Origin of the sequence: Mycobacterium sp. (assembly GCF_035623875.1) — a bacterium.
GTDB lineage: Bacteria > Actinomycetota > Actinomycetes > Mycobacteriales > Mycobacteriaceae > Mycobacterium.
This window is the reverse complement of record NZ_DASPSP010000080.1, coordinates 1-3,414: the sequence shown is the minus strand read 5'-3', so window position 1 is coordinate 3,414 and position 3,414 is coordinate 1. Positions and strand designations below refer to the sequence as shown.

Annotated in this window: 4 protein-coding genes and 1 tRNA gene; 4 read left to right on the top strand and 1 reads right to left on the bottom strand. The window is 65.4% G+C overall.

Features of this window, described 5'->3' with window-relative positions; all coding sequences use genetic code 11:
- The coding region (locus tag VEI45_RS06745; protein ID WP_324851340.1) for a transposase at positions 1 to 681 on the top strand (681 nt) is incomplete at its 5' end.
- 168 nt (positions 682 to 849) lie between these two features.
- Entirely contained in the window at positions 850 to 2,196 is a 1,347-nt protein-coding gene (gene lysA, locus VEI45_RS06740; RefSeq protein WP_324851339.1) for a diaminopimelate decarboxylase, read from the top strand.
- Between the two features lie 4 nt (positions 2,197 to 2,200).
- Here lysA and VEI45_RS06735 read toward each other — a convergent pair whose 3' ends face one another.
- Positions 2,201 to 2,794 carry a TetR/AcrR family transcriptional regulator gene (locus tag VEI45_RS06735; RefSeq protein WP_324851344.1) on the bottom strand — a complete coding sequence of 198 codons (594 nt, stop codon included), beginning with the start codon at positions 2,792 to 2,794 and terminating at the stop codon, positions 2,201 to 2,203.
- A gap of 119 nt (positions 2,795 to 2,913) precedes the next feature.
- Between VEI45_RS06735 and VEI45_RS06730 the strand changes: the two genes are divergently transcribed.
- A tRNA-Gln gene (locus tag VEI45_RS06730) sits at positions 2,914 to 2,985 on the top strand.
- Positions 2,986 to 3,243: 258 nt separating this feature from the next.
- On the top strand, positions 3,244 to 3,414 hold a 171-nt coding region (locus tag VEI45_RS06725), incomplete at its 3' end, for an NTP transferase domain-containing protein (RefSeq protein ID WP_414687415.1).

Sequence of the window (3,414 nt, the reverse complement as noted above, 5' to 3'; positions counted from 1 at the left end):
CCGGGACCCGACGATGGCAGCGTGGTGGGCGTTGATCGCGGCGTGACGGTGTCGGCTGCGTTGTCTAGCGGGGAGTTGCTGCACGCCCCAGGCCTCAACGCTGGCGAAGCCGAGCGGCTGCGCCGACTGCAGCAGCGCTTGGCCCGAGCGCGCCACGGATCTCATCGGCGTGCACGGACGAGGCTGGCGATTGCGCGGTTGCGCGCCCGTGAAACAGATCGCCGACGGGACTGGGTGGAAAAGACCACCACTGATGTGGCGCGCCGGTTTGCGACGATCCGCGTCGAGGACTTGGGTGTGGGGGCCATGACTCGGTCGGCGCGCGGCACTGTCGAATGCCCAGGCACCAACGTCGCGCAGAAACGGAGTCTCAACCGTGAGATCAGCCGCCAAGGATGGGGATTGATGGTTGCCCGGTTGGATCGCAAAGCTGCGGGGCGATTGGAACGTGTCCCAGCAGCATACACGTCGCAACAATGCTCCCACTGCGGGCACGTCGCGCCTGAAAACCGCAAGAGTCAAGCGGTTTTCCAATGCGGCGCCTGCGATGCGGGGCCGTGCCACGCTGACGTGAACGCCGCACGCAACATCGCCGCCGGACGGGCGGTGACAGCACGGGGAGACCTCGGCACTAGCCGGTCTGCGAACCGTGAACCTCAACTCTGTCCTTCTGCAACATAGGCGCGACGGGGTTCAAATCTCCCGCTATCACGCGGGAGAGGACGTCAAGATGCCGCCCATTGTATGGGGCCGAAGTCCGGCGCCGAACTTCGTCAAAATTCAGGCCCGGCACCATCAAGGATCCGTAAGGACAGCGGCGCCCGGCGGTCCCGCGCGGACGCTGAAGTTATGACAACAACGTTGCCGGACATCCTGCCTTCCATAGGCTATGCGGCTCCGCCGCGGTTCCATCCGGCGATCTGGCCGCTTACCACCCATGCCGACGACGAGGGTCGGCTCTGCATTGGCGAGGTGCCCCTCACTGACATCGCCGACGAGTTCCGCACCCCGACTTACGTCATCGACGAGGCCGACTTCCGGGGTCGCGCCCGCCGTTATCGCAAGGCGTTGCCTGACACCGAGGTCGTCTACGCCGGCAAGTCGCTGCTGACCATCGCGGTGGCGCGCTGGGTCCGCGAAGAGGGGCTCAGCGTCGACGTCTGCTCCGCCGGCGAACTGGCCACGGCTCTGGCCGCCGGCGTGGAGAAGGCCCGCATCATCATGCACGGCAACGCGAAGTCGCAGGACGACTTGCGCGCCGCGGTGCGCAACGGGGTTGGCCGCATTGTGCTGGATTCCTGCAGCGAGATCACCGACCTCGCGGCTTTGGCGGACGGGCGGCAGCGAGTGCTGATCCGGGTCACCCCCGACATCGACATCCACGGCCACCACGCCGTCACCACCGGGATCAGTGACCAGAAGTTCGGATTCACCCTCGAGGGCGGGCACACCGCGGACGCGGTGGCGCGCGTGCTGGCGCACCCCAATCTCAACCTGATCGGGCTGCACTGTCATCTCGGCTCGCAAGTCACCGATGCCGCGCTGTACGGCGAAGCGATTCGCCGGATGATCGCCGCCATGGCGGACGTCCGCGCCCGGCACGGCGTCATCCTGACCGAGCTGAATATCGGTGGCGGCCATGGTATCCCGTATCTGGCCGGTGACCCAGAGCTCAGCATCGACGAGCTGGCCCAAGTGATCGAGGACGCGCTGGACGCGGCCTGCGCCGCCGAACGCTTCCCCCGGCCGACCATCGTGGTCGAGCCTGGCCGGGCGATCAGCGCACGGGCCGGTGTCACCCTGTACGAGGTGTGCGGCATCAAGACACAACCCGGCGGGCGTACCTTCGTCGCCGTCGACGGCGGAATGAGCGACAACCCGCGGGTATCGTTGTATGGGGCGAAATACACTGTCGCGCTTGCTAATCGGCATTCCCTCGCACCGAGGCAACGGGTCACGGTGGCGGGCCGACACTGCGAGGCAGGCGACGAGATCGCCCGCGATGTCGAGCTTCCTGTCGACCTGCACTCGGGCGACCTGTTGGCGGTGGCCTGCACTGGCGCCTACCACCACAGCATGGCATCGAACTACAACATGGTCGGCCGGCCGCCACTGGTCGCGGTGAAGGATGGTCGGGCCCGTGAACTGGTACGCCGCGAATCCACCGCCGACCTGTTGTCGCGCGACCTCGGCTGAGGGCTTATTCGTCCTGCAGGTGCGGATCGGCTTCCAGATGGGTCAACCCGTTCCACATCAGGTTGACCAGATGCGCGGCCACGACTTCCTTCTTGGGTTCGCGGGTATCGAGCCACCACTGCGCGGTCATCGACACCGAGCCGACCAATGCCTGTGCATACAGCGGCGCCAGGCCGGGGTCCAGACCGCGACGGGCGAAGTCGCCGGCCAGGATCGAGCTGACCTGGCTGACGGCGTCGTTGAGCAGGCTGGAATAGGTGCCCGAACTGATGGCCGCCGGCGAGTCGCGGATCATGATCCGGAAGCCGTCGGTGCGTTCCTCGACGTAGGTCAGCAACGCCAGCGCCACCCGTTCGACGCGCACTCGCGACCGGTTGTTGGTCAGCGACGAGGTGATGCCATCCAGCAGGGCCGACATCTCCCGGTCGACGACGACCGCGTACAGCCCTTCCTTGCCGCCGAAGTGCTCGTAGACGACTGGTTTGGACACGTTGGCCCGTAGCGCGATCTCTTCGATGGAAGTGCCCTCGTAGCCGCGTTCGGCAAACAGCGATCGGGCGATATCGATGAGTTGATGCCGCCGCTCGCTGCCGGTCATCCTGGCGCGCGGTGCGCGCACCTCTTTCTCCGGCGCTGCCACGCCTATCAGGTTATCGGTTGCACTACAGTCTGACGAAGGCATCGGTAAGCGCGAGCCTGCTCGCCGCTGGTGCGTGGTCCGTCGTGGTGTAATCGGCAGCACATCAGATTTTGGTTCTGAGAGTTCAGGTTCGAGTCCTGGCGACGGAGCTGGCTTCAGCACCGACAAAGTACGGGGTCATCCTTTGCGCGCGAACTACATATTCAGTTGCGACTCCAAAGACGCTTTGCCAGGGACTATAAGGGGCTATGACCTGCGGCGGGAGAGCTGTCCGGTTCAAGTTGATCGCGACGCTGGTCACGCAACAAATCAAGGACTGAGGATCGTTCGATCATTCGGGGGCGGTGCGCCTCCTTTGCCGCGACCGTGCGGATAATGACACGCTGAAACAATGGCGACGTACCGACATGCAGGCGCGCGGTAGTAAGCAGCCCGAAGCCGAGGAGGTTCTCTTGACATCGCAAGGCGAATCGGCGGTCCTGGTCCTGGCGGCCGGGGCGGGAACCCGGATGCGCTCGGACACTCCGAAGGTGCTGCACCCGGTTGCCGGCCGCAGCATGCTGGCGCATTCGCTGCAC